Here is a 26060-nt window from a genome sequence, read left to right as displayed (position 1 = left end):
GAGAGTTTAGGAGTTAGAGAGTTTAAGAGTAAGTGAATCTTAATCCTGTATATCCTTTCATCCTGCAAATCCTGATTCAGACATTCTACCAAGTATAAAGTACAGCCCTGGCTTTTGCCGGGGCTTCTTTTTTACCAATATTGTAAGTATGGAAGAGGCACCGCTACAGAAACTGGAGGACGAGCTGCTGCAGGAGCAGGGCGTGGAGCTATGGGTGAAACGTGAGGATTTGCTGCACCCGCACATATCGGGTAATAAGTGGCGCAAGCTCAAGTATAACCTGCAGGAGGCCCAGCAGCAGGGGCAACTTACGCTGCTTACTTTCGGCGGGGCCTACTCCAACCACATTGCGGCCACAGCAGCAGCGGGCAAGGAATACGGCTTCAAAACCATCGGCATTATCCGGGGAGAGGAGCATTTGCCGCTCAATCCCACCCTTCGCTTTGCCACCTCCTGCGGCATGCAGCTGCACTACATCAGCCGCGAAAAGTATAAACTAAAAGCAGAGTCGCATTTTCTGGAAGAGCTTCAGCAGCAATTTGGCAACGTGTACATGCTACCAGAGGGCGGTACCAACCTGCTGGCCGTGAAAGGCTGTACCGAGATCGTGCAGGACATCGACCTGAAGTATGACTACATCTGCTGCGCCATGGGCACCGGTGGCACGCTGGCGGGCATCGTGGCTGGCCTGGCAGGGGCGCAGGAGGTACTAGGGTTCCCGGCCCTAAAAGGCGGGGAGTTTTTGCAGCAGGAGGTGGAGGAACTGGTGCAGGCTTACAGCGGCCGTACGTACAGCAACTGGCACCTCCTCACGGGTTACCACTTCGGGGGCTACGCCAAGGTAAAGCCGGAACTGCTGGCATTTATGGAGGACTTCAAAAAGCAGCACCACATCCCGCTGGAGCCTATCTATACCGGCAAAATGATGTATGGCCTGTTTGATCTGATACGGCAAGGCTACTTTGCCAGGGGCAGCCGCGTGGTGGCGGTGCACACAGGTGGTTTGCAGGGCAACGCCGGTTTCAGGGAACGGCTGGGGGTACAGATTTTGTAGCATAATATTTGCAACGCCGTATCTGTACCTGAAATCATACTGGCACCCAATGCTCTTACTTCGTTTTCTTATCAAAATTTTACCCTGGGTTATACTTCTCTCGCTCGGCATTTTCCTGTGGCGCACCGTTAGTGATTACTTCAGCAAGCCGGAAGCAAAGGCGGAACCGGAGGTGGTGGTGAATTTTAACACCGTGCTTACCTCGGTGGAGGATCTTGGGCGCATGGAGCTGGTGCGCTATAATTTTAAGGATGTGGTGGAGTACGAAAAGGAAGTATCGCGGTGGATACCCAATTCTAAGGTGGCGCTGATCGTAACCGGCGAGGCGGTGGGCTGCGTGGATTTCACCAAAATTACCGAGGCCGACATCCAGTTTCAGGGTGACTCGCTGGTGCAGGTGGCGCTGCCGGAGCCGGAGGTGTGCTACTACAAGATCGACCATAGCCAAACCAAAGTTTTCAGCAAGGAGAACACCTACTTCCAGGATGCCGACCTGGTGCAGGAAAGCTACAAGTATGCCGAGGCCAACGTAAAAAAAGCGGCCCTGAACTCCGGTATACTTAACCAAACGAAGGTAAACGCTGAGAAAATCCTGAAGCCAATGCTGGAAGAGATAACCGGCCGCCGCGTGGTGCTGGTACCCCAACGCAGAATCCAGAACCCGGAACTGGGGCCGAAGCGGTAGGGGGTTTAGTTAATGTTCATTTAGACCATCTATATGAACAGTGGCTGATATAGGAAAGGCCCGAGCCAAATGTTAGATAAGAAAATAGAGATTATGGCGCTACCTCAGCTAACAAACTATTGCTAAGCTATCAGCCTAACTAGCTTACCAGGCTATGAACCAATAAATTGCTGAGCCATCACTTCTATTTATAGCCACACCTTTTGAGTAACCTTCTTTCCATTCTTCAGGCAAATATTCACCAACATTCCTATCGGCCGAATCTGTTACTCGTGATGCATTGGCTTCTAAAACATAAATAGTATAGTCTTTAGGAAGCCTATTGCTCATTTGTCCATTTTTAGCATTAATGTTCTGCCAAAAATTAGGTACTGGCAGGTAATAGCCTGAGCAATTAATTGGTCTACTCTTCGCTGATTGGAATGTATTTTTAAACCCCCATTCAGTGAGCCTTAAAAATCTATTTACAATTAAAAGACAAGAATCATCTGCCTGATATTTCGCTATTGATGATCCGTTTAAAGCTTCACTCAAAGTGTTAATTGCTTCGCTGTCTAACTCTAGGTTTAGTTGCAATCTTACATTACCTGCATCCTCACCAGATTCGTAAACATATCCCGACATTAGGAATAAGTCTTTTGGGAAATGACTTACCAAAGTGTCTGGATAGCTTTTTTTGATTTCCAGAAAGTTGTACTGCGTTACGTTCTTCGGCACATAGTCCTTAGAACCACATGAAAATGAAGCTAAAAGAAGAAGGAGTGTTGCTGTTCTTGCAGCATAGTAATTAAGCATGAATAAGTTTAAGTTTTAATGCAAGGCTCTCACGCTAGGTAAGCGTAAACACACGCTTATCACCACTATGTCTAGAGTACTTTTAAATCTTAGAGCACAACGCTCACTCAATATACTAAACTTTAACTCTCCTCCAGCCCCTTCAGCGCATCCTGGATCAGGTCGTTCTCATAGCCTTTGCTCATGAGGAAGTACGTTAGCTTTTGGCGGCGGGCGAAGGGGTTTTTCTCTTTCTCGGTGGCGTTTTTCTTTTCCAGCAGCTGCAGCAGGTGCTGCTCGTATAGGTCGGGGTCAATCTCTTTCAGGCCCTGCTTGATGCAGTAGTCGGAGATGCCTTTGCTTTTGAGGCCCTGCATGATCTTGCGGCGGCCCCACTTCTTCAGGCCATACTTGCCGCGCACGTAGCTCTGGGCGTAGCGCTCCTCATCAATCAGTTTCTCCTGGCTCAGGCGTATGATCAGTTCCTCCACATCGTCGGGCTCCAGGCCGTAGGAGAACAGCTTGTCGCGCACCTCCTGCTGCGTGCGGTCCTGGTAGGCGCAGTAGGAGGCCGCTTTAATCAGCGCCTCCTTGGGGGTGTAGGTTTTCTGCTTCTTGTCGCGTTCCAAAAGTATAAATCAGCTTTTACAAAGATAAAACAAGTTTAGGAGTTAGAGGGTTTGGGAGTCTGGGAGTTAAAAAGTTTGGAAGTTAGAAAGTTTAGGATTAATGAATTTTAATCCTGCGCATCCTTTAATCCTGCAAGTCCTGATTCAGACAAGCAACAATTAACAACTAGCAATTATACTTACCTTTGCGGCAGGAAAGTACATTATGAAGTTATCAAAAGGAGTGATATACATGCTGCTGTCGACGTTCTTTTTCGCGTTGATGCAGGTGTGCGTGAAGTGGGTGCCGCATATTCCGGCGGAGGAAATCATTGTATTCCGGTCGTTGGTGTCGCTGGCGATCAGTCTGGTGTTTCTGCGCAGGGCTGGGGTGAGCGTGTGGGGCAACAATCGCAAATGGCTGTTCGCGCGTGGGGCCTTCGGGGCGGTGGCCCTGATCCTGTTCTTCAACGTGCTGCAGAATATTCCGCTGGCTACGGCGGCCACGCTACAGTACCTGTCGCCCATTTTTACGGCCATACTGGGCATCTTTATCGTGAAGGAGCGGGTGCGGCTGTGGCAGTGGTTCTTTTTCCTGGTGTCGTTTGCAGGCATACTGGTGATAGAGGGCGTGGAGACGAACGTGGACAGTTTATACTTGTGGCTGGGTGTGGTGAGCGCCCTGTTTACGGGCGTGGCCTACAGCATTGTGCGCAGGCTGAACGTGCAGGAGCACCCCTTGGTCATTATCTTCTACTTCCCGCTGGTAACGCTGCCGGTGGTGGGCATTTATACTATCTTTAATTGGGTGCAGCCCGAGGGTTGGGATTGGGTTATACTCCTGCTGGTGGGCCTGTTCACGCAGCTGGGGCAGTACTACATGACGCTCTCCTACCAGCACGAGGAAATCTCCAAAGTGGCCAACCTGACTTACATCGGCATTATTTACGCGCTGCTGTTCGGCTTCTTTTTCTTTGGGGAGCTGCTCAACGGCTGGACCTACGTAGGCATGGCGCTGGTGCTGCTTGGGGTGATCCTGAACGTACAGTACAAAAACAGGCTCAGCAAAAAAGCAACCCTGGCCGCTGAACCTGGCTCTAAGTAAATAGAAACCCTCGTCATGTACCATACTTGAGCTGTGGGTTTGCTCCTTCATATCTTTCATAAATTGTGGCTTGGGTTAAAGTATAAAAAGTATAGATTTTGGCGTTAGATTAGGACGTTCCTACGTATCTTTTTAGCTGATATGTTTGCTACTAACCCTTTAGCACATGCGCCACACTTTCCTGCTATTGCTGCTGCTTTTATTGCCTGCCCTAAGTATGGCGGGTGTACTGCGCGGCCGCGTAACCGATGAGCACAACAAGGGCCTGCCGTTTGCCAGCATCTACATCAAAGAGACCGCCAGCGGCACCGCCACCAACGACCAGGGCCTGTACCAACTGCAGCTCAGCCCCGGCACCTATACCCTGGAGTTTAAGTATGTGGGCTACCGTGCCCATACCCAAACCGTAACGGTTGGCGAAGCAGCGCAGGAGTTAAACGTGCAGCTGCAGCCTGAGGTGCTCAACCTGAAAGAGGTAGTGGTAAAAGCCTCCGACGAAGACCCTGCCTACGCCATTATGCGCAACGCCATCCGGCTGCGCAAGTACCACCGCGACGAGGTGAATGCCTGGAGCGCCCGCGTATACATGAAAGGCGTGGCCCGCATGGATAAGGTGCCCTCCAAAATACTTGGTGTGAAGATCGTGGATGTGGATACGGGCATCGTGTACCTGTCGGAGTCGGTGTCGGAGTTGGCCTTCAAAAAGCCCAATAAAATTTCGGAGCGGATGATTTCGAGCAAGGTGAGCGGCCAAAAGAAAGGCTTCAGCTTTAACCAAGCCTCGGAAATGAGCATCAGCTTTTACGACCCGCTGCTGAAGGTGGAGGGGCTGAGCGAGCGCGGCTTTGTGTCGCCGCTGGCCAACAACGCCTTCATGTTCTACCGCTTCGAGTACCTGGGCACCTTCCAGGAGAACGGCCGCACCATTAACAAGATCAAAGTTATCCCCCGCCGCAAGCACGACCCCGTGTTCGCGGGCAACATTTACATCGTGGACGGCAGCTGGCGCATCCACAGCACCGATTTAAGGCTCACCAAGGATGCCGGTATTGAGTTCGTGGATTGGATACGGGTGCGGCAGGTGTACGCGCCGGTGGCTGAGGAAGTATGGATGCCGGTGTCGCAACGCTTTACCTTTGAGGCCGCCGGACTTGGTTTTAAGGGCGGCGGCTATGCCATGGGCGTTTACTCCAACTATAAAGTGCAGCCCGCTTATGCCCGTCCGCCACGCGTAGAGGAGGTGGAGCCAGAGCCGACGCCGGAAGCAGCGGTAGCCGCAGCCAAACCAGCCAAAAAGCCAATGTATAAAGTAATAGAACCAGAAGAAGCAGCTCCGCCGGCGCAACCGGTGGTAAGCGATGAGTTGTTTAGCAAAGAGGTGCTGCTGGTGGAGAAAGACGCCAACAAGCGCGACTCGGCCTACTGGGCTTCCGTACGGCCGGTGCCGCTTACGCAGGAGGAGGTAGTGGATTACCATAAAAAGGACAGTATGGAGGTGATCCGTAACTCCCGGCCTTACCAGGACTCGCTGGATGCGGTGCGCAACAAGCCATCCTTTGGCAGCTTTTTGCTGGGCGGCTATACGTACTCCAACAGCTACGAGCGCAAGTTTTACCGCTTCGACCCGCTGCTGAGCCTAACGGGTGGGCCAAGCATTCTGCAGTATAATACGGTGGAGGGCGTGGCGGCTGATGTGCGTGTAAACTACCGCAGGAATTTTGAGGACCGTCGCAATTACCAGGTAGAGCCGGCGGTGCGCTATGGTTTCAGCAACGAGAAGCTGAACGCCAAACTGCGCCTGAGCTACCAGTACGACCCGATCAAAAACAGCACCATCAGCCTGGAAGGCGGGCGCTATGTGGCCCAAATCAACAACCTGGACCCTATCTCACCTTTCGTGAACACGCTCTATACCTTGCTGGCCGAGCGCAACTACCTAAAGCTCTACCAGCGCGATTTCGGGCAGATCAGCTACCGCAGCGAACTTTGGAACGGGCTGAGCCTGAGCACCACCCTGAATTACGCGCACCGCATGCCGCTGGAGAACACAGCTGATTTTACCTTCCGGGACCGTGGCACTGACGAGCCGGGCCGCTTTACCTCCAACGTGCCGGATAATGCGGAGCTGCCAGATGCGTCTTTCTCGCCGCACCAGGCCCTGACGGTTACTGCCGCGTTAAGTATAAAGCCAGGCATGCGCTACATCTCCCGCCCCGACAATAAGATCAACCTGGGGTCGAAGTACCCAACCTTTACCCTGAGTTACCGCGGCGGCCTAAAAGCTTTGGGAGGTGATGTGAAGTATAACACGGCAGGATTAAGCATTGCCGATGAGGTAAGTTTTGGCTTGCTGGGCCGCAGCAAGTACAGCGTGCTGGGGGCCGTGTTCTGGGGAAAAGAGGACATGCGCCTGCTGGACTACAAGCACTTCAACGGCAACCGCACCCTCATCGCAGGCACCTATGAAGGCTTCCAACTGCTGGACTACTACCGCTACAGCACCAACAACCGCTACCTGGAGGCGCATTACGAGCATCATTTCAACGGATTTTTGTTCAACAAAATACCGCTGTTCCGAAAGCTGAAGTGGCAGGAGGTGGTGAGCCTGAATTACCTGAACACGCAGGCCTCGCGGCACTACCTGGAGCTGGGGCTGGGCATCGAGCATATCTTTAAAGTATTCCGGGTGGATTTCGTGACCTCGTTTCAGGAGGGCAATAAGGCCAGAACGGGTGTGATGGTAGGCTTCGGGTTCTGAGGCAGCAGGTTAGGCACATGATGCTGGATAACCTAAATAGCGCGGAGGCCGTTAAAAATAGCCAAATAACTAATCAACGACGAATCATGAAGACATCAGATATATTGAAACCAGCGTTGGCGCTGGCGTTTTTTGCTGTAGTAGGCTTTGGCTGCGACAATAGGGCTGAAAGAATAGAGGAAGAAGATACCACAGGAACCGCAGAGGCGGTGGTAGGGGGGGATGAAGGAGCCGCAAACTTAACTGAGCCGCGCCCAGCGCCCATCGGCGATACAGCCGTAACCGGGGAGCAGGCCGACCAGTTTGGTAACCCTGAGCCGAACGTAGACTCAGCCGCCCGTGAGTTGCAGCGCTTGGATGAGCAGAAACAGCGAGGCACCACCACGAACTAAAGGACAAAAGGTGTAAAAATCGCCTCACCAGCTACTGTTGGTGAGGCGATTTTTGTTTTTGAGGGGTGTTTTACCTCACCCCAAGCTTCTCATAAGAACAGGAGAGGGAGCTTCCGGTTACCGTTCCCACCACCCCTGCCCCTCCTTGTCCAAGGAGGGGAGTCTGTCATTACTGTGGTTAAAGTATGAACTCCGTTTCTGTTGGTATTGCGCGGACAGGTCGCGACCTGTCCCTACAAAGTATAAACCCACCCCTAACCCCTCCCAGGAGAGGAATTCACCCCACCCCCTCCCTCCCCTAAAAACAGGGGAGGGAGTTATACTTGCCGCTATACATAATTGTCATCTCGAATGAAATGAGAGATCTATCGGGAATTCTAAAGAGATCCCTCCCAAAGGTCGAGATGACAAATAGCAGTGACTATCGAATCTGATCCCAGTCTTTGGGTTGAGCGCCTATGCGAGTTTTTCCGGTGCCGCAGGCATCGCGAGGCACGAGGGCAGGAAAAGCTCCCAGCGCGATGCCCGAAGACGAGCCCTCTCGGGCTGGAGAGCTCCAAAGTCAGAAATGCAACAATCAAGGTTGTAAAGCCGTGGATGAACGGAAGCTAGAAAGGATAGCTCGGTTCCAGTTGCGGGAAGCAGCAGCAAAGACACACGGACGCTTACGCCAGTAAAACAGAGGCAGAATTACTTCACCACCGCTGTAGTCCCCACAGGCGGTATCACCAATCCATCGCCCCGTTTCCTGCGGCCTTTCAGGTTGATGTTGTAGAGGATCACCGAGATAAAGATCAGCACGTAAGCCGCTACTTTGGTGCCCGTGGTTTGCTCGCCAAAGTATAAAAAGGCCATCGTGAAGTTGAGGATCGGGTTGATGTACATCAGGATGCCAATGGTGCCGGAGGTCAGCTCTTTGAGGGCATAGAGGTTCAGGAACAGCGGCAGCACCGTGAAGCCAGCACTCAGCAAGCCCACCTGCACGAAAAAATGCGTATCCAGCCGGGCATTGCCACCGGTAAAGAAAGTATAAAAGGGTCCGATGATAGCAAAGGCCAGCACCAACTGCAGCTTCAGGAGCACGATCTTATCATACGCCTTCAGGATACGCTGCGTGATCAGGTAAAAGGCATAGCTCAAGGCTATGAGCAGACTGAACAGCAGGCTCGTAATCTCGCCGCTGCCTATCAAGGCACAACTCAGCGCGCTCAGACCGATAGCCAGCCACTGGTTGGTGCGCAGCTCCTCCTTGAGCAATAAAAAGCCGAGCACCGCCGTAAGTATAGGGCACAGCAGATAGGAGAAGGAGCCAGTTTGGATGTCGATGTGGTTGACCACGTAAATAAAGGACAGCCAGTTGGTGGTGAGCAGCACCCCGCCCAGGAAAGTATAAAGAATGAACAGGCGCTTCTCGCGCGCGTTGGAGCTCTTCACTTGAGTTAGCGTTGCCAGCAGTTGCTTACGGCGGAAAAGCAGCGAGACAAGCAGCAGCAACCCCACCGACAGCGCTACCCGGAAGTATAAAATCTGCCCGCTGGGATACTCAGCAAGCGCTTTAAGCGGAAAGGGGATAAAGCCCCAGATAATAAACGCTGCTAGGCCCGCCGCATAATATGGTTTTTTGTTTAGTGTTTCCATGGAAAGCCGGAAAAAGGGTAAAGCGAGCAAAGGTAGAGAATTGTTGGTTGTTGATTGCTGATTGTTGGATGGTTAAATTGTTAATTGTCTGAATCAGGATTTACAGGATTTTAGGGTGAGCAGGGTTTTAGTTTCGAAATCACTCATTCACTCATTCAAAACTCCCAAACTCTCTAACTCTAAAACTCCCCCAACTTTCTAACTTTCTAACTTTTTAAGTTTCTAACTTTGCCAATCAAGTATAACGCATGCTCACGTTTCAGCAGCTACAAAGTATAACCGGGGGCAAGGATGTACAGTTTGTGCAGCCACTGCCCATTGTGCACCTGCTCACCGACAGCCGCAAGCTATCGCAACCGGCGGGTTCGGTGTTTTTTGCCATCCGTGGCAAGTATAACGATGGCCACAAATACCTGCCACAACTGTATGCCCAGGGCGTAAGGCAGCTCGTGCTGGAGCAGGGCGAGCCGGAGCAACTGAAGCAGCTGTACCCGGAGGCGAACATACTGCTGGTAGATAGCAGCCTGAAGGCGCTGCAAAAGCTGGCGGCGTGGCACCGGGCGCAGTTCCGGGTTCCGGTGATCGGGATAACGGGCAGCAACGGAAAAACGATTGTGAAAGAATGGCTTTCGCAACTGCTGAGTCAGGATGAGCTGGTGGTGAAGAGCCCGCGCAGCTACAACTCGCAACTGGGGGTGCCGCTGAGCGTGTGGCAACTGCAGTCTAACCATACCCTGGGCATTTTTGAGGCAGGTATCTCGCAACCCGGCGAGATGGAAAAACTACAGCCCATTATCTGGCCAACCATCGGCATTTTCACCAACATCGGCACGGCCCACGACGAAGGTTTTGCCTCCCGTGAGCAGAAAGTGCAGGAGAAACTGAAGTTGTTCAGGGAGGTGGAACTGCTGTTTTACTGCTCCGACTACGAACTGCTGCACCAGGCGGTGCAGGCCCAACATATAAATTCCTTTACCTGGAGTCGCCAGTATCCGGAGGCTAACCTCTACATAAACGCTACCACCACCGCCGGCCACAGAACCATTGTGGTGTATACTTTCGGGGGCGAGAAGCAGCGCCTGGCTATTCCGTTTACGGACGAGGCCTCCGTAGAGAACGCGCTCCACTGCCTGGCCATACTGCTGCACCGCCGCCTGCCGCTCTCCGAGCTTCAGGACCGCCTGGACCGCCTGCACCCGGTGGCCATGCGCCTGGAGATGAAGGAGGCCATCAACGGCTGCTACCTCATTGACGATACCTACAATAACGACCTGGCAGGCCTGGCCATCGCCCTGAACCTGCAGGCCAGCCAGCCGCAGCGGGGGCAGCACACGCTCATACTTTCCGATGTGCTGGAGTCGGGCTTGCCGGAGACAGAACTCTACCGAAAGGTGGCGGAGCTGGTGCAGGCGCACCAGGTGCAGCGGCTGATTGCCATCGGTCCCACCATCAGCAAGTATAGCCACCTGTTCCCAACGGCTGCGTTCTATACTTCCACCGCTGATTTTTTAAAGGCTTTTGATCCTGCTAATTTCCGCAACGAGGTAATCCTGGTGAAAGGGGCGCGCGTGTTCGGGTTCGAGAAGATTGTGCAGGCCTTTCAGCAGAAAGTGCACGGCACGGTGCTGGAGGTGAACCTGGATGCACTGGTGCACAACCTGAACTACTACCGCGCCAAACTGGCCCCGGACACCAGGCTGATGGTAATGGTAAAGGCTTTCGCCTACGGCAGCGGCAGCTTCGAGGTAGCTAACCTGCTGCAGTTCCACCGGGTGGATTACCTGGCCGTGGCTTATGTAGACGAGGGCGTGGCCCTGCGCGAGAACGGCATCACGCTGCCGATCATGGTCATGAACCCCTCGCCGGACAGCTTTGCCAAGCTGCGGCAGTACAGCCTCGAGCCGGAGATTTATACCCTGGAGCAGCTGCAGGCCTTTGTGGTATCGCTGGAGTCGGATGCGGAGTATAAAATCCACCTGAAGCTGGACACAGGCATGCACCGCCTGGGCTTTGAGGAAGAAGATTTTGAGGCCCTGTTTGTCTTGCTGGAGCAGCACCCGCAGGTGCAGGTGGTCAGTACTTTCAGCCACTTGGCCGGCGCCGACGAAGCCATTCACAACGATTTCTCGCAGCTGCAGATCTCCCGTTTCAGAAGTATGGCAGCCAAGCTGGAGGAGCGTCTGAAGTATACACTCATCAAGCATATCCTTAACTCGGCGGGTATCGTGCGCTTTCCAGAGCACCACCTGGACATGGTGCGCCTGGGCATTGGCCTTTACGGCGTGGAGGCCACAGGCTCGGAGCAGGAGGCGCTGCGGCCCGTAAGTACGCTCAAGACCACCGTCTCGCAGGTGAAAAGCATTAAACAGGGCGATACGGTGGGCTACAGCCGCAAAGGCGTTGCCGACGCAGCTAAAACCACTGCCACGATCGCCATAGGCTATGCCGACGGCTATGATCGCCGCTTCAGCAATGGGGTGGGAGAGGTGCTCCTCAACGGCCATCGCTGCCCCATCATCGGCAACGTGTGCATGGATATGAGCATGGTAGACGTAACGGGCGTGGATGTAAAAGCCGGGGACACGGCCATCGTTTTCGGGCCGGAGCTGACGCTGGTGGAACTAGCGCAACGCGCGGGTACCATTCCCTATGAGCTTCTCACCAACGTAGGCACCCGGGTAAAGCGTGTCTTCTATTCGGAGTAAGGGTTGGATTTGAAAATGTGCTGATGAGGGTATGTGTAAATGTGAGGATAGGCTACTAAACTCCGTGTCATCTAGGAAGGATCTTGTTGGCAAGCTGTATATAAGTCTGCATGCTCCTGAAAGTATGGCAGGCATAACGCTAAAGTATAAATGGAGTCCTCTGGCCGCTTCGATTTATACTTGAACGCAATGTGGCGGGGCACACCACCTGTTATGGCGCATATGGTAAGCGCTGCGCTGCTTGTGCCTGTACATACAGGTAGGTTCAGACTTGGGGAAGTATAAGTATAAGTATAAGTATAAGTATAAGTATAAGTATAAGTATAAGTATAGCGCACTTAAGTCTGAAGGCGCCCCATCCTGTATAGACACCAGGCGCCGCTGCACAAAAGTCTTGCGCCATGGCTGGAAAATAAAAGCAAGCTCTCATTCCTTAGTCATTCACCGGCGCTTCAACTTACCACCGCATTACCCATTATTCAATCAGCACATTCTCTAACCTCCTCATCCCCACACGCCTGCGCACCCGGATTTCCAAACGATTAATTCTTTTGCTTTAAAGTTGAACACCTTGTAACTTGCAGTTGTTTATAAACAGTCTAAATAAAGGAGAGGCGAGACGTGCAACACAAGGCAGAAGAGCATAGAAAAACCAGGTCGGTGCGTGACATGGAGATAGGTGAGCAAGGTGTGATCAGCTCTCTGGAGGACCCGGAGATGGGGCTGAAGTTGCTGGAAATGGGGTGCATCCCTGGTACAGAGGTAAAGTTGAACAGCCGTGCCCCTCTCGGCGACCCAATTACCATCATCGTCAACAACTACACCCTCTCCCTGCGTCTAGACGAAGCCGAGACCATATTACTCAAGCAGTAGATTCCTTTTCATGACTGTAGCTACCCAACCTGAAATAAGACCGGCTAAGCAAGGTACTGCCCGGCCGGCAGAGGTCAAAATTGCCCTGATTGGCAATCCCAACTCTGGCAAGACATCGCTGTTTAACCAACTTACCGGCCTCAACCAGAAGGTGGGCAACTTCCCGGGTGTTACAGTCGATAAGAAATCAGGCTATAGCCAGCTTACCCCGTCTATCCGGGCCGAGATCATCGACCTGCCAGGCTCTTACAGCCTATACCCTAAGTCAATGGACGAGCGGGTGATAACCGACCTGCTCTACGATACCCGGGCAAGACACTTCCCGGATCTGGTCGTGGTGACGGCCGATGCCTCTAACCTGAAGCGCAACCTGCTACTATTCACACAGCTGGCCGACCTGCAGATACCGGTGGTGCTGGCCCTGAACATGGTGGATGTGGCTGAGCAGGAAGGTGTAAAGATTGATGTGGAGGCGCTGCAGCGTGAGCTGGGCGTGCCGGTTATACCTATGAACGCTCGCAGAGGAAGTGGAATGGCTGCCCTAAAGATTGTGGTGACGCAGCAGCTGAACGCGACCGAGAAGTCATTCTTCACAGTGCCCGCTGACCTGCAGCCATTGCTTGAAAGTATAAAAACACGCTTTGGCCTCAGCAACGATTACCTGGCGCTGCAGTATGCCCATCTGTACAGGAGTCTGAAATTCCTGCAGGAGGAGGACGTTGCCTGGCTGAGCGAGCAGCTGGAGAAGGCGGGCTTTAAATCCAATGCGCGGCAGGCCGAAGAAACCATTGCCCGCTATACCCGCATCAACGAGTTGCTGCTGGATGCCGTGCGCGTGGAGAAGGCTGATAAGGACGAGAAGTTCAGCAACCGCCTCGACCAGATCCTGACGCACAAGGTGTTTGGCTACCTCATCTTCTTCGGTATTCTCTTCCTCATCTTCCAGGCTATTTTTGCCTGGGCCAGCTACCCCATGGACCTGATTGACGCCAGCATCGCTGCGCTCAACACCCTGATCCAGGAGAACTTTGAAGGGCCGCTGATTAATCTGCTTACCGAAGGGGTAATTGCTGGTCTGGGCGGCGTGCTTATATTTATACCGCAGATCGCTATCCTTTTCGCTTTCATCGCCATACTGGAGGAGACCGGCTACATGGCCCGCGTCACCTTTATGATGGACAAGGTCATGCGTAAGTTCGGCCTGAACGGGAAGAGTGTGGTGCCGCTGATCTCTGGGGTGGCCTGTGCCGTGCCGGCCGTCATGTCGGCGCGTACCATCGAGAACTGGAAGGACCGCATGATCACCATCTTCGTGACACCGCTGATGAGTTGCTCGGCCCGTATACCGGTCTACACCGTATTGATCGCGCTGGTAGTGCCCGAGACGTACTACTTCGGCTTTATGAACCTGCAGGGGCTGGTGCTGATGGGCCTGTACCTGATCGGATTTGTGGCGGCCATACTTTCTGCATTGCTCCTCAAGGTTATCCTGAAAGCCCGTGAGCGCAGCTACTTCATCATGGAGTTCCCGACCTACAAGATGCCCCGCTGGAAAAACGTGGGCCTCACGATTGTGGAGAAGGTAAAGGCGTTCGTCTTTGAGGCCGGTAAAGTGATCGTGGCCGTCTCGATCATACTTTGGGTGTTGGCCTCCTACGGCCCCGGCGACAGCTTTGAGCGGGCTGAGCAGCAGGCGCTCGCAGAGGCGCGTGCCGAAGGGCTGACCGAGGAGCAGACCGAGAACAGGATCGCCTCGCATCAACTGGAGTCTTCTTACGCCGGTGTTATTGGCCATGTCATAGAGCCGGTTATCAAGCCGCTGGGCTACGACTGGAAGATTGGAATAGCCTTGCTTACCTCCTTTGCCGCCCGTGAGGTGTTTGTGGGCACCATGTCCACCATCTACAGTATAGGCGAGGAGGAGAACGTGACCACGATCAAAGAAAAGCTGATGTCGGAGAAAGACGCCAACGGTGACCCCTTCTTCACACCGGCACGCAGCTTCTCGCTCATGATCTTTTACCTTTTCGCCATGCAGTGTGTGAGCACACTGGCCATCGTCCGCCGCGAGACCAAGAGCTGGACCTGGCCAGCAGCCCAGTTGCTTTACATGAGCGGCCTGGCCTACGTGATGGCCTTCATCACGTATCAGTTGTTTCGCTAAGTTATAGGGCATAACACAGTATAAACAACAGCACCCGGGGCAGATTTCTGCCCCGGGTGCTGTTGTTTTAGGATAAAATTAATATAGAGTTGGTGGCGCTAATCCCCTTGCCACTTTCATAACCCGCCTTTCCGCGATTTGTTTAGTAATTCCCTGTCTCCTTTTTCTTTATTTCCGTATAATATTTATATGTTTTTTGCAATTTAAGTGCATATCAGGAGAATATGCCAATGCAATTAAAATAAGCCTTATATGGAAAGATTGTAATATATAAAGCTTTGATTGCCATTAAGTTGCGGTTTGTTGGGTCCCCCGTGAAGGAGAGGAAAAGCCAGGCTTTCCACCTTATTTTTAATGATATTTTAAGAGTATAACTTTTTCAATAAAGTACAGGTCTGAATCACTGAAAAAGTATGTGCTATGGGAGAGTTTCTACTAGTTACTTAAGCATGCGTATCAGGAGTACGCCATTTTTCCCTACAGCTTTTAAAGGCTGACCACAAAACATTACTAATTAGCTTGATACAAGCCGGAGCCAAGGCTTGGCCATGGAGATGGCCACAGCTTCGGTATCTGCTGGGGTAGCACAAGTTTGGCTGCTGCCAGACCTGCTTCCCCCGTAATTGCCAGTGTCTCAGATCCTCTAAACCAGAGTGAGTCTGGTGCGCTGCGCTGTATAGCAAGCCCTCCCTTCGCCCTGTGTTTTTCCTTTGAAAACTATTTACCAAACTCTATTACTCTCACTTAAACTAAAACACAATGAAGAAAATTCTATTCCTGAGTCTCTTGCTTGTGACAGTCCTGTTGCACCAGGGCATGGCACAGGTAAGGACCATCACTGGTAGAGTGACGGATGCATCTACCAATCAGCCGTTGCCAGGCGTTACCGTCCTGGTAAAGGGTACTACCGTTGGTACTGCCACCTCGGGAGATGGCAGCTACTCTCTTAATGTGCCGGAAGGCAGCAATACACTAATGTTTAGCTTTATCGGCTATGAGACGGTAGAGCGCAATATCGGCAACGCCACCACTGTGGATGTGGCGCTGGCGACGGATGCAGAGCAACTGGAGGAGGTGGTAGTGACCGCCCTGGGTATAGAGCGAAACCGGAATGAGCTTGCCTATTCGGCACAGGAAGTAAGCGGGGAACAGATTACCCGGACCAGGTCCACCGACTTCGTGAATACACTTTCAGGCAAGGTGGCCGGTTTGGATATCAGAACCAACAATACCATGGGAGGATCTACCAACGTGGTGATTCGGGGGTACTCCTCCATTACTGGCAACAACCAGGCACTGTTTGTAATAGATGGCGTGCCGGTGAGCAATGCCAATAACAACACGAACCCCAGGATTGCGCAGCAAAATCCTGACTTTGGTAACCAGCAGGCGGGTGGCGTAGGTACAGACTGGGGCAACGCTGCGGCAGACCTTAACCCTGATAACATTGAGTCGGTGAACGTGCTGAAGGGAGCGGCCGCAACGGCTTTGTACGGCTCCCGTGCGGCAAACGGCGTAATCATGATCACCACTAAGAAAGGGCTCAAAAACAGCCTCAATGTTGTAGTGAACAGTGGTGTTACCTGGAGCCAGATCGATGAGAGCACCTTTATCCGTTACCAGAAAGAGTACGGAGGCGGATATCTTCAGAGGTTCCGCACACCGCAGGACTTGGGTAGCGGCGTGGCTCCGGTAGTGAGGTTTCAGGATGATGCCTCCTATGGCCCACGGTTTGACCCGAACCTGCAGGTGTACCACTGGGACGCGATAGATCCATTCCATCCGAATTTTGGCCAGACGAGGCCTTGGGTAGCAGCGGACAACGATCCTAGTACCTTCTACGAAACAGGTGTTAACTCCAACCAAAGTATAGTAGTTAGCGGTGGCGGGGATAGAACCACCTTTAACCTGGGCTATACCCGAAACGATATAAAGGGTAACCTCCCTAACAGTACCATCGACAAGGACCTCTTCAACTTTACCGGTTCATACGATGCCACCGACAAGTTGACAGTAAGTGCCTCTGCTAATTACTCGCGTACGGTGGCTGTAGGCAGGTATGGCACAGGCTACAACGGCCGTAACCCGAACCAGGCCTTCAGGCAGTGGTGGCAAACCAACGTGGATATTGAGGAACAGCGGGAGGCTTACTTCAGAAACCGCCAAAACATTACCTGGAACTGGAACAGCAGCAACACAGGGCCTATCTACACTGATAACCCCTACTGGTCGCGGTACGAGAACTTTTCGAACGACAACCGGGACAACTTCTATGGTTACGCTTCTGCCACCTACAAATTCACAGACTGGTTCAGCCTGATGGGAAGGGCTGCCTTCAACACCACTACTGATATGCAGGAAGAGCGTGTGGCTGTGGGAAGTGCAGATGTAAGCCAGTACGCGAGGTTTAACCGGGACTTCAATGAGGCGAACTTCGACCTTATAGCCAACTTCAATAGGAATATAACCGAGGATATCAACCTGACGGGCTTATTGGGAACTAACCTGCGCAGGAGCCGCATGAACTCCATCCGGGCAACGACTAACGGAGGGCTTGTCGTTCCAGGGTTGTATGCCCTGTCAAATTCCGCTAACCCTCCTACGCCACCACTTGAGGAAGGAGAGCGCATCGGGGTAGATGGTATCTTTGCCAACGCAAATATTGGATTCAAAGAAACGGCGTTTCTTGAGCTCTCAGCCCGCCGGGATAAATCTACAACCCTGCCCGAGGATGACAACTCATTCTTTTACCCTGCCGTGGCAGCGAACGTGGTCTTCTCGAACTTACTAGAACTGGAGTGGCTGACCCACGGTAAAATAAGGGCAAACTATGCCGAGGTAGGCAACGATGCGCCGGCACTGAGCTTGCTGGATGTATATGATAAGCCAACAGGCTATGGAAACATCCCGCTCTTCTCGCTTCCGGATATAAAGAACAATGAAAACCTTAAACCTGAGCGGCAGGAGAGCTTTGAAGCAGGTGTGGAGGCCGAGTTTTTTAACGGGGTGTTTGGATTTGACTTCACCTGGTATACTTCCAAAACGGTGGATCAGATTATACCTGTGAGTACCACTGCGGCATCGGGCTACACCCAACGCTTCGTGAACGCAGGTGAGGTGGAAAACAAAGGGATTGAGGTGGCAGCATTTGTTACCCCTGTAAGGACAACAGATATTGCCTGGACAGTGAACCTTAACTTCTCGCGCAACAGAAACGAAGTGCTGAGTTTGTATGAGGACGTGCAGAACATTCCGCTACAAAACTTCCAGGGCGGTGTTTCGCTCAATGCCGCCGTGGGGCATCCCTATGGCGTTATCAGGGGCAACGACTTTGTCTACACCAACGGCCAGCGAACAGTTAACTCAGACGGTTACTACATGGTCTCCCCTGAGGCAGGCCTGATCATTGGCGACCCTAACCCGGACTGGCTGGGAGGCGTGAATAACACCTTTAGCTACAAGGGGATAACGCTTGCCTTCCTGGTGGACATCCGCCAAGGGGGCGACATCTTCTCGCTGGACCAGTGGTATGGTGAGGCCACCGGCTTGTATCCACATACGGCAGGGCTGAATGATAAGGGTAACCCCTCACGATTGCCGGTTGCAGAAGGTGGTGGTATCCTCTTGCCAGGCGTTAAGGAGGATGGCAGCCCGAACGATGTCTATGCGGAAAACCAGGATGGTAATGGCTTGACCCCCTTCGGCTATGCGGCGAATAACTTTGTTGGCGCGCCGAGGGCCTGGTATGTCTATGACGGCAGCTTTGTGAAGCTAAGAGAGCTTGCACTGACCTACGCTTTGCCACAGACCCTACTTGAGAATATTGGTTTTATAAAGGGGGTAGACCTGCAACTGATAGGCCGCAACCTGTGGATCATCCACAAGAACATGGAGTACTCTGACCCGGAAGAGGGCATCAGCTCTGGAAATGCAGGCCGAGGTTATCAGAGTGGGGCCTACCCGGCTGTCAAAACCTATGGATTTAATGTCAGATTGAATTTTTAAGAGTTAGAAAATGAAAAAGATACTTATATGCCTGTTCTCCATGGTGCTGGCGGCATCATGTGTAGATGACCTGGATGATTATAATGTGGATCCGAAGAGAACGTCGGAAGCACCGCCGGCTACGCTTTTCACCTATGCGGTTCTGAGCCTGTCGGATGTGTTAACGACGCCCAATGTAAACTTCAATAACTATAGGTTCTATGTGCAGCACTGGACCTCTACCCAATACCTGGATGAGCCGAGGTACAACATGACATCCCGCCTGATCCCGCAAAATATGTGGCAGGAGCTCTACCGGGATGTGCTGGCGGATCTTAAGGAGGCCAAAAGGCTGGTAACCGAAGACGAGTTTCTGGAGGCTGAAGTGAAGAATAACCAGCTGGCGCAGATAGAGATGATGGAGGTATACACCTGGTTTGTGATAGTGACCACCTGGGGCGATGTTCCCTATACGGAGGCACTTGATCCTACGAATTCTCTGCCCGCCTACGATGATGATCGGGCGATCTACAACGATCTTATTTCCCGCCTTAACATGGCCCTCGGGCTTGTAGACCCTGCCGCAACCGGGTTTGTAGAAGGAGACGTGTTTTATAGCGGGAATATGGATCAGTGGCTGAAGTTTGGCAATTCGCTGAAGTTGAAGATGGGCATGGTGCTTGCCGATGTTGATCCGGCCCAGGCTGGGGCACTTGTAGAGGAGGCTGCGCCGAACGTGTTTACGAGTAACGCGGATAACGCAGTTTTCCCTTACCTGAGCGCCCCTCCAAACAACAACCCTATTTCTGATAACGTATTAGGCCCCTTTTCATCCAGAGAGGACTATGTTGCTGCCAATACCTTGGTTGATATAATGAATGAGTTAGATGACCCAAGAAGGCCGGAGTACTTTACGGATGTTGATGGAGAGTTTAGAGGAGGGATATACGGCTATGAAAACGTTTATAGCGATTTCTCCACCGTGAGTGAGAAAATAGCCGACCCTACCTTTGAGGCGCTGCTGCTAGACTATTCAGAAGTAGAGTTCCTGCTGGCAGAAGCTGTGGAGAGAGGCTTTAATGTGGCAGGAACAGCGGAGGAGCATTATAATAAGGCTGTTACGGCCTCTATTACTTACTGGGGCAGATCAGAGGAAGAGGCAGCGGCTTATCTGGCGCAACCCGATGTAAACTATAGCACCGCCCCGGGGGACTGGCGCCAAAAAATAGGTACGCAGAAATGGATAGCGCTGTATAACCGCGGGTTTGACGCTTGGCTATCATGGCGAAGGTTAGATGCCCCGGATTTGCAGCCTCCGGTTATAGAAGGGGCGTCTTCACTGATCATACCGAAGCGCTTGATCTATCCTATCAACGAGCAGACGCTTAATCCTGAGAACCGCGATGCGGCTGCAAGCGCTATTGGTGGAGACGAGGCCAGTACCCGCCTTTTCTGGGATGTTCGGTAACAAAGCGCCTTGGCTAAGTATATGGACAAGCAGATTTAAAAATTAGGTAGTAGTCTTCTTCATTGGAAAAGGCTCCCGGCTTCCGGGAGCCTTTTGTTTTGTTGCCGCCCTAGCCTGGTGAGACCATTTCTGTAGCTGATTTTGGGTTTGCTGAAGCATTCCTCTTTGGACACATGAGTGTTCTTACAGGCCTTGATAATCAACAGTCAAAGCATGTTGGCGTTCAGTCTTGCCTGGCAAGTAGTAAAATATATAAATAAACTTATAAAATATTAGTGCTTTAAATCAGTTTCTTCGTAACTTAACTTTTAGAAGCAATTGCAGCATCGCATTAGCAGGAAATCCGTAATAGGAATCGCCCTAAAGAAGATAAAAGTATGCCTCGTCTCTCAAGCTTGCTGCCTTTTGTGGGTGTTGGATGGGAGGTGTTGATACAGAGGTTTTTAGAATGGAAATGCGCCGTGATTATCATTTAAAGGATCAGTGGCAGTATTCAAAAAAATAAATAATCATTTGTTAATACGATTGCTTTTCAATAAACTTGTTGAATAGTATCTCACCTTAAACAAACATTTTATGGTTAACTCTTTACTCTTTTTCAGTATACCCTCGCGGTATAGTACATATCCCCCCTCAAGTAATACCAACACTCAAGTCTCTTAAATACTCTCACTCGGTTAGAGTGTAAAGTTCGCCCAGCATATAGCTATGTCGGGCTGACGTGTTTAAGGGACTAAGAAGTCGTTTCTAGCTGCTGCAGAGGCTCGTGCACCTGTGTGTACAGGTGTGCCTTGTCCGCTGCCGTTGTATCTGTTAATTTCCACTAAGGCAGCTTTGCCTTGAACAATTGATAATTATTTTTACCTAACTCTCACTTTAAACTAAAACACAATGAAGAAAATTCTATTCCTGAGTCTCTTGCTTGTGACGGCCCTGTTGCACCAGGCCATGGCACAGGTAAGGGCCATCACTGGTAAAGTGACGGATGCTGCTACCAGCCAGCCGTTGCCAGGGGTTGCTGTAATCGTAAAGGGTACCACTGTGGGTACTACCTCTGGTGTGGACGGCTCTTATAGTATTAATGTGCCGGAAGGCAGCAATACGCTGGTTTTCCGCTTTATTGGTTACAAAACCGTAGAGCGTGCAATTGGAAATGCCTCTGCGGTTGATGTTGCCCTTGAAACTGACTCCGAGCAGCTGCAAGAAGTGGTGGTAACTGCCTTGGGTATCGAAAGAGAGAAAAGAACCGTTACTTACGCTACTCAAGAGGTAGAGGCTAAAGACCTGAACATTACGCAGAACGTTAACATTAAGGACGCGCTTGCCGGTAAGGTAGCAGGTGTTCAGATCAACGGACAGGCTGGCTCTAAGCTGGGGCAGTTCGGTAAGATCCGTATCCGTGGTGCCATTTCTCTAACTAGCGATAATGATCCTCTTTACATTATAGATGGCGTTCCTGCAGATCCGAATGATGTGGATATGGAGAACGTGGCGTCTGTAAACGTGCTGAAAGGACCAAACGCTACCTCTCTTTATGGCCAGCGCGCTGAATCCGGTGTGGTAGTAATTACTACGAAAAAAGGTACAGGTAACATCTCTGTAGAGGTTGCCAGCTCAACTATGTGGGACAAAGTGGCTTACCTGCCTAAGTACCAGAACCAGTATGGCGGTGGTTATCATCAAGATGGTGCTTTCGGTACTTTTGATTTCGCTGCTGGTGCTGAGGGAACACCTTATCCAGCTGAGTGGGAGGTTTTCAATGGTAAACGCTACCTGCTATGGGATGAAAACTATGCAGACGAAAGCTGGGGGCCTAAGTTTGATGGTCAACAATATGTGCCATGGTATGCTTGGTGGCCTGGGACGGCAGAGAACCCGAACCCATACTTTGGGCAGACTGTTGCCTATGAGGCTCAGCCAGACAACATTAAAAATTTCTATGACACTGGTGTAACGAAGAAGAACTCCATCGCATTTGGCGGTGGGAACGAGAAATACAATGCTCGTATTTCCTACACCAACTTGGATCAGCAGGGTATCACCCCATTCACTGATTTGAAGAAACATTTCATCACTACGAATTTTGGTTTCAATGCCACCGAGAAACTCCGTGTAGATGCCAATATTCGTTATACTACTTCTGAGATTACTGGTGACCAGGCAGATGGTTACAGCAACCAGACCTCTGGTATGTTCAACTCATGGTTCTCGCGAAATGTTGATACTGACAAGTTGAGAGAGCTGAGAAACCTGGAGACTCCAGGTGGATATTCTACATCCTGGAACTGGTGGGGACCTGACTACTATACATATTATGGCGGTGGCTTTGAGAAGCCTGCATTCTGGTTTAACCCATATACGTTCCTGGAACGTTATGAGCAGAAGAGAAGCAATGATAACTTTACTGGTAGTTTGTCTGCCGCTTATAGTTTCAACGACAACTGGAAGTTGACGGCAACTGGCTCAAGAACTGCCACAGAATACCTCTTCGAAGAATACTTTCCTACCTCACTTTCTAGTTCTGCTGCAGCAGACCTGTACAACCCCTGGAGCAATGCCTTCGGACGCTACGACCTTTCTGAGTCTGAGAACAACTTCAGTTCTGACATTAGATACGAGAATGAGTTCGGGGACTTTGATATCAACGCCTTCGTAGGTGGAAACATCAGAAAGAACGACTATAGTCTTTTCCAAGCTCGCATGAACCCAGGTGCCAATACCGGTGGGTTGATCATCCCTGACCTGTACATCTTCCCGAACGCTGGTATCACGCCAACCCCTCAGACTACTTTCAGAGATAAGGAGGTACGAAGCATTTACGGTAATGCCTCTATCGGTTTCAGAGATATGATCTATGTAGATGCAAGCTACAGAAGAGACTGGAGTTCTGCGCTGCCTAACGATAAAAATGGCTACGGCTACCCAGGTATCGGTACCAGCTTTATCTTCACTGAGCTGATTGATGGTTTCGAAGCTCTTTCATTCGGTAAGGTAAGAGCTGGCTGGGCACAGGTAGGTAACGACGTTGCCGCACAGCGCATCAACCCGGTTTACTCTCTCGGCTCTCAACCATGGGGTGGCTCTAACCTGCTGGTATACAGCAAAACACTGCTGGTTGACCCGAACATCAAGCCTGCTCTTAACACCTCCTTCGAGGCTGGTTTTGACTTGCGATTCATCAACAACAGAATCGGAGCAAGCTTTACTTATTATGATGAGACTCGAAAAGATGAAATCATTCCAGTAAGTATCTCTACTACGACCGGTTACAGTGACTTCCTGACAAACGCTGGCGCCTCTTCTAGAAAAGGTGTAGAAGTAGCTATTGACGGTGATGTGTTCAAGTCAGATAACAGCTTTAACTGGAACATTCTGGTTAACTATGCCAGAAACAGAACCACGGTAGATGAGCTTCCTGAAGGATTGGATGCAATTTCAGCTCCAGGTGGTAGCGATGATTGGGAGTTTGTAACAGTTACGCATGAACTTGGCAGCAACTGGGGCCAGTTGAGAGGCATTGGTTTTGCTACAGACGAAAACGGCAACCGCATCGTGAACGAGAACGGTCTGTATGTAACAGAGGCTAACAAATACTTCGGTTCTGTGCTACCAGACTTTACTGGTGGTATCCTGAACAGATTCAGCTACAAAGGCCTGTCACTAACAGCCGCTATCGACTTCCAGAAAGGTGGTAAGTTCTTCTCGTTATCAGAGCAGTGGGGTTACTATTCCGGCCTACTTGAAGAAACTGCCAGCATCAACGACAAAGGCAACAACGTGCGTGATGCAGTTGCTGACGGTGGTGGCGTACACGTAGTAGGTGTTACACCAAATGGTGAGGCTGTTGATACTTATATAGAAGGTATTGACTATTACCAGCAGTTCAACGCGAACTCTATTGCAGAGCCATTCGTGCACGATGCCAGCTTCATCAAGCTGAGAGATGTTAACTTATCTTATGACCTCTCTAGCCTGTTTAAAGACGGAGCCCTGAAGAACAACGTGATCAAAGGCGCTACTATCGGCGTGGTGGGCAGAAACCTGTGGCTGATGTCTGTATCTGACGATAACTTCCACCGTTGGGATCCATCTGAGCTTTCTCAGACTTACGGTGAGAACGCACAGTTGCCAGGTACAAAGAGCTATGGTGTAAATGTTAGACTGACATTCTAAAAATTACGAATAATGAAGAAAAGATTTATATACTTGGCATTGGGACTTGTGCTTGCACAGGGCTTTACTGCCTGCGAAACAGTGGACTTTGGGGATATCAACGAAAACCCTAACGGACCCAATGATCCATATCCTGCGGGGCTATTGTCTGGAGCCATTCAGTCTTTTGCAACAATGACTGGCCGCCAGGGTGTTCTGAACCCGACATTGTATGTACAGTACCAGTCTCAGGTTACGTATACAGACGAAATGCTGTATGCTGAGACGCCTGCCTCTTGGGCAACATACTATAACCGTGTCCTGCCTAACTTGAATGCAGTGATCGATATCGCACGCGATGAAGCACAGCACACACCTGAACTACTTGCGCAAGGTGATCCTAATCTGCAGCTAGGTGAGGCGCTGATCTTCAGAGCGATCGTGTTGAAGAGACTAACGGATACTTGGGGTGACGCACCTTTTACAGATGCCTTTAAAGGACTGGATAATCTCACGCCAGCATATGACACGCAGGAGCAAATCTACACACAGCTGATCGCAGACCTGCAGGAAGGCCGCGACCTGTTAGCGGAGGGTGGAGACGTTGCACCAATTGGTGATATCCTGTATGATGGGAACCTTGACAACTGGCAGAAGCTTGCCAACTCTGTGTTGATGCAGGCTGCCCTGCAGCTGTCTGAGGTAGATGCTACTTCTTCGATTGACGCTGTAGCTGTGTTCAACGAAGCATTGAATCATCCAGCCGGTGCCATCGAAAAGATAGAGGAAGAAGCATGGTTCAGATATGAGTCGCTGACAGCTTACCAGAACCCATTCAACCGTAACAGACGTGCTGACTACTTCCTGGCAGACGAGTTTGTGGATGCGTTGCAGGGTGATCCAATGACTGCTGAAGGGTCTTTGAACCCAACTTCTAATAAAACTTTCGATGCCCGTATTAAAGTGTATGGCACTTCAGCAACGGCAGAAGGTGTACCTTACGGCTATAATGACGAGAGTGGTACTGGCAGAAACAAGATGTCGACCATCATTTGGGCTGCAGAGGCTCCACTTCCAGTAATGACTGCTGCTTATACTTACCTAAACAGAGCAGAGGCTGCTGCAAGAGGCTGGACGGATGAGGTAGCAGCAGACATGCTTGCCGAAGGCATTCAGATGTCTTTTGCAACCTGGGATGAGAAAGCTGGTGCTAAAGTGGACTTCCGCCCAGAGGAGATCAGCACCTATGTGGCAGCCCGTTTGTTAGACGCTACTACCGTTGGCATGCTGCAGGTAATTGGCGAAGAGAAGTGGAAGGCATTGTATCCGCAAGGTTTTGATGCTTGGGCAGAATGGAGAAGAACAGGTTATCCTGCCTTGAATCCTGCTGAGGATGCACTGAACGACGGTGCCATTGCCAGAAGATACAATTACCCTGTAGAGGAAGCTACATTGAACAACACGAACTTACAGGGAGGTATATCTGGTTTAGCACCAGCTACTGATAAAAACACTTCCCGCGTGTGGTGGGATGTTGAGTAGTGGAAGCTTAACGCGCAAATGAATCATAAAGTAGATAGATAAGAATACTAGGTAGTAGTCTTCTTCATTGGACAAAGGCTCTCGGTTTCCGGGGGCCTTTTCTTTTACACGCAAAAAGCCCCGGCTCATACTATGAGCCGGGGCTTTTTGCGTGTAAT

16 protein-coding genes are annotated in these 26060 nt (G+C 51.1%); 12 read left to right on the top strand and 4 right to left on the bottom strand.

Annotation, left to right across the window (positions count from 1 at the left end):
• Positions 1-148 precede the first annotated feature (148 nt).
• Both OH144_RS15895 and OH144_RS15890 read left to right on the top strand, forming a co-directional pair.
• On the top strand, positions 149-1054 hold the full coding sequence (locus OH144_RS15895) for a 1-aminocyclopropane-1-carboxylate deaminase/D-cysteine desulfhydrase (RefSeq protein WP_266203256.1): 906 nt from the start codon (positions 149-151) through the stop codon (positions 1052-1054).
• Between the two features lie 49 nt (positions 1055-1103).
• A complete protein-coding gene (locus OH144_RS15890; protein WP_266203255.1) occupies positions 1104-1739 on the top strand; it encodes a DUF4230 domain-containing protein in 636 nt (211 codons plus the stop codon).
• A 144-nt stretch (positions 1740-1883) separates the two neighbouring features.
• Here OH144_RS15890 and OH144_RS15885 read toward each other — a convergent pair whose 3' ends face one another.
• Complete coding sequence (locus OH144_RS15885) at positions 1884-2534, bottom strand: hypothetical protein (RefSeq protein ID WP_266203254.1); 651 nt, start codon at positions 2532-2534, stop codon at positions 1884-1886.
• A gap of 122 nt (positions 2535-2656) precedes the next feature.
• Positions 2657-3142: a regulatory protein RecX gene (locus OH144_RS15880; protein WP_266203253.1), complete on the bottom strand. Its 486-nt coding sequence runs from the start codon at positions 3140-3142 to the stop codon at positions 2657-2659.
• A 205-nt stretch (positions 3143-3347) separates the two neighbouring features.
• On the opposite strand from OH144_RS15880, the gene OH144_RS15875 reads away from it, so the two are divergent.
• The 3 genes from OH144_RS15875 to OH144_RS15865 all read left to right on the top strand — a co-directional run bounded on the left by OH144_RS15875 (position 3348) and on the right by OH144_RS15865 (position 7376).
• Positions 3348-4226 carry a DMT family transporter gene (locus OH144_RS15875; RefSeq protein ID WP_266203252.1) on the top strand — a complete coding sequence of 293 codons (879 nt, stop codon included), beginning with the start codon at positions 3348-3350 and terminating at the stop codon, positions 4224-4226.
• A 166-nt stretch (positions 4227-4392) separates the two neighbouring features.
• Positions 4393-6984: a DUF5686 and carboxypeptidase regulatory-like domain-containing protein gene (locus OH144_RS15870; RefSeq protein WP_266203251.1), complete on the top strand. Its 2592-nt coding sequence runs from the start codon at positions 4393-4395 to the stop codon at positions 6982-6984.
• Between the two features lie 86 nt (positions 6985-7070).
• Entirely contained in the window at positions 7071-7376 is a 306-nt protein-coding gene (locus OH144_RS15865) for a hypothetical protein (RefSeq protein ID WP_266203250.1), read from the top strand.
• 690 nt (positions 7377-8066) lie between these two features.
• Here the strand turns inward: OH144_RS15865 and OH144_RS15860 are convergent.
• A complete protein-coding gene (locus OH144_RS15860; RefSeq protein ID WP_266203249.1) occupies positions 8067-9014 on the bottom strand; it encodes an EamA family transporter in 948 nt (315 codons plus the stop codon).
• A gap of 248 nt (positions 9015-9262) precedes the next feature.
• On the opposite strand from OH144_RS15860, the gene OH144_RS15855 reads away from it, so the two are divergent.
• The gene (locus tag OH144_RS15855; protein WP_266203248.1) at positions 9263-11719 is read left to right on the top strand and encodes a bifunctional UDP-N-acetylmuramoyl-tripeptide:D-alanyl-D-alanine ligase/alanine racemase; all 2457 of its coding nucleotides are present in this window, start codon (positions 9263-9265) and stop codon (positions 11717-11719) included.
• Positions 11720-11984: 265 nt separating this feature from the next.
• On the opposite strand, the gene OH144_RS15850 is transcribed toward OH144_RS15855, so the two are convergent.
• Complete coding sequence (locus tag OH144_RS15850; RefSeq protein ID WP_266203247.1) at positions 11985-12122, bottom strand: hypothetical protein; 138 nt, start codon at positions 12120-12122, stop codon at positions 11985-11987.
• 218 nt (positions 12123-12340) lie between these two features.
• Here OH144_RS15850 and OH144_RS15845 point away from each other — a divergent pair, with 218 nt between their 5' ends.
• The 6 genes from OH144_RS15845 to OH144_RS15820 all read left to right on the top strand — a co-directional run bounded on the left by OH144_RS15845 (position 12341) and on the right by OH144_RS15820 (position 25902).
• Positions 12341-12592 carry a FeoA family protein gene (locus OH144_RS15845; protein WP_323134740.1) on the top strand — a complete coding sequence of 84 codons (252 nt, stop codon included), beginning with the start codon at positions 12341-12343 and terminating at the stop codon, positions 12590-12592.
• Positions 12593-12602: 10 nt separating this feature from the next.
• Entirely contained in the window at positions 12603-14756 is a 2154-nt protein-coding gene (gene feoB / locus OH144_RS15840) for a ferrous iron transport protein B (RefSeq protein ID WP_266203246.1), read from the top strand.
• A 759-nt stretch (positions 14757-15515) separates the two neighbouring features.
• Positions 15516-18761 (top strand): SusC/RagA family TonB-linked outer membrane protein, encoded by a 3246-nt coding sequence (locus tag OH144_RS15835; protein WP_266203245.1) that lies wholly within the window; start codon positions 15516-15518, stop codon positions 18759-18761.
• A gap of 10 nt (positions 18762-18771) precedes the next feature.
• Positions 18772-20208: a SusD/RagB family nutrient-binding outer membrane lipoprotein gene (locus tag OH144_RS15830; protein WP_266203244.1), complete on the top strand. Its 1437-nt coding sequence runs from the start codon at positions 18772-18774 to the stop codon at positions 20206-20208.
• An 891-nt stretch (positions 20209-21099) separates the two neighbouring features.
• A complete protein-coding gene (locus OH144_RS15825; protein WP_266203243.1) occupies positions 21100-24381 on the top strand; it encodes a SusC/RagA family TonB-linked outer membrane protein in 3282 nt (1093 codons plus the stop codon).
• 12 nt (positions 24382-24393) lie between these two features.
• Complete coding sequence (locus OH144_RS15820) at positions 24394-25902, top strand: SusD/RagB family nutrient-binding outer membrane lipoprotein (protein ID WP_266203242.1); 1509 nt, start codon at positions 24394-24396, stop codon at positions 25900-25902.
• Positions 25903-26060 lie beyond the last annotated feature (158 nt).

This window comes from Pontibacter kalidii, from assembly GCF_026278245.1.
GTDB classification, from domain to species: Bacteria; Bacteroidota; Bacteroidia; order Cytophagales; family Hymenobacteraceae; genus Pontibacter; species Pontibacter kalidii.
Note: the sequence above shows the minus strand (reverse complement) of the source record. Positions and strands in the feature narration are given on the sequence as shown.

Bases quoted from the DNA above. Each gene is read 5' to 3' on its own strand.
- OH144_RS15895 (WP_266203256.1), top strand. From the start codon at position 149: ATGGAAGAGGCACCGCTACAGAAACTGGAGGACGAGCTGCTGCAGGAG.
- OH144_RS15890 (WP_266203255.1), top strand. From the start codon at position 1,104: ATGCTCTTACTTCGTTTTCTTATCAAAATTTTACCCTGGGTTATACTT.
- OH144_RS15885 (WP_266203254.1), bottom strand. From the start codon at position 2,534: ATGCTTAATTACTATGCTGCAAGAACAGCAACACTCCTTCTTCTTTTA.
- OH144_RS15875 (WP_266203252.1), top strand. From the start codon at position 3,348: ATGAAGTTATCAAAAGGAGTGATATACATGCTGCTGTCGACGTTCTTT.
- OH144_RS15870 (WP_266203251.1), top strand. From the start codon at position 4,393: ATGCGCCACACTTTCCTGCTATTGCTGCTGCTTTTATTGCCTGCCCTA.
- OH144_RS15865 (WP_266203250.1), top strand. From the start codon at position 7,071: ATGAAGACATCAGATATATTGAAACCAGCGTTGGCGCTGGCGTTTTTT.
- OH144_RS15860 (WP_266203249.1), bottom strand. From the start codon at position 9,014: ATGGAAACACTAAACAAAAAACCATATTATGCGGCGGGCCTAGCAGCG.
- OH144_RS15855 (WP_266203248.1), top strand. From the start codon at position 9,263: ATGCTCACGTTTCAGCAGCTACAAAGTATAACCGGGGGCAAGGATGTA.
- OH144_RS15850 (WP_266203247.1), bottom strand. From the start codon at position 12,122: ATGGCGCAAGACTTTTGTGCAGCGGCGCCTGGTGTCTATACAGGATGG.
- feoB (WP_266203246.1), top strand. From the start codon at position 12,603: ATGACTGTAGCTACCCAACCTGAAATAAGACCGGCTAAGCAAGGTACT.
- OH144_RS15835 (WP_266203245.1), top strand. From the start codon at position 15,516: ATGAAGAAAATTCTATTCCTGAGTCTCTTGCTTGTGACAGTCCTGTTG.
- OH144_RS15830 (WP_266203244.1), top strand. From the start codon at position 18,772: ATGAAAAAGATACTTATATGCCTGTTCTCCATGGTGCTGGCGGCATCA.
- OH144_RS15825 (WP_266203243.1), top strand. From the start codon at position 21,100: ATGAAGAAAATTCTATTCCTGAGTCTCTTGCTTGTGACGGCCCTGTTG.
- OH144_RS15820 (WP_266203242.1), top strand. From the start codon at position 24,394: ATGAAGAAAAGATTTATATACTTGGCATTGGGACTTGTGCTTGCACAG.